Genomic DNA, 1078 nt, shown 5'->3' with positions numbered 1-1078 from the left:
CCGCCCTTGGCATCGTCGATCTTCACGCTCAGCGAACCACCACCGGCCAGGGCATCGTTGGGCGCGGTGAAGTTCACGCTGGCGCTGCTCGAACCGACCGGGATGGTGATGGTCTGTCCATTGGACAGGGTCACAACCACTGGCGAACCGGTGACCGGAGCGGAGACGGACGCGGTGTACACCACGGTGCCGCCTTCGGCCACGCTCGAAGTGGCGGTCAGGTTGACCGTCGAAGTATCGATGGTATCGGTGACGTCGGTGACCGCCGCCGCTGGGCTGGTCGCCAGGTTCTCGAAATTGCCACCGGTGGCGGTGGAAATGGTCGCCTGGACCGTGCCGGTGTCTTTGTAAACGTCATCGGACGGTGCCGGGACGGTCACGGTGCCGGTGGTTTTACCGGCGTCGATGGTGATCACGGCGCCGTTGCTCAGCGTCACGGTCACTGGCGTGCCGGCGGCGTTGGTCAGGGTCGCGGTGTAAACGATGGAACCGCCTTCGGCGACCGAGTCGGTTGCGCTCAGGCTGAGGTTGGTGGTGTCCGGGGTGTCGGTCACCGAGGTGTCCGCCGACTTGCCGTCGACTTCCAACTTCTCGTAGTTGCCGCCCTTGGCATCGTCAATCTTGACGCTCAGGGAGTTGCCGCCGGCCAACGCGTCGTTGGGTGCAACAAAGTTAACAGAGCCGCTGCTCGCGCCGACTGGGATGGTGATGGTCTGGCCGTTGGACAGGGTCACAACCACTGGCGAGCCGGTGACCGGAGCGGAGACGGAAGCGGTGTACACCACGGTCCCGCCTTCGGCCACGTTCGCGGTCGCAGTCAGCGAAACAGTGCTGGTGTCGATGGTGTCGTTGACGGTAGTGACCGCAGGCGTATTGCTGGTTACCAGGTTCTCGAAGTTGCCGCCGGTTGCGTCTTTAATGGTCGCCTCAACGGTGCCGGCGTCTTTATAGACGTCATCCTTCGGCGCATCGACGGTCACGGAGCCAGTGGTTTTGCCCGCTTCGATGGTGATGACGGCGCCATTGCTCAGCGTGACGGTCACTGGTGTGCCAGCGGCATTGGTCAGGGTTGCCGTAT

General features: G+C 63.5%; 1 protein-coding gene. It reads right to left on the bottom strand.

Going from position 1 to position 1078, the window contains the following annotated elements; translation table 11 throughout:
• A partial coding sequence (locus tag PMI21_RS11240; protein WP_007939399.1) for an immunoglobulin-like domain-containing protein occupies positions 1-1078 on the bottom strand: 1078 nt, incomplete at both ends.

The organism is Pseudomonas sp. GM18 (genome assembly GCF_000282195.1).
Lineage (GTDB): Bacteria > Pseudomonadota > Gammaproteobacteria > Pseudomonadales > Pseudomonadaceae > Aquipseudomonas.
The sequence above is the reverse complement of the archived record's forward strand: the minus strand, read 5'-3'. Positions and strand labels throughout refer to the sequence as shown.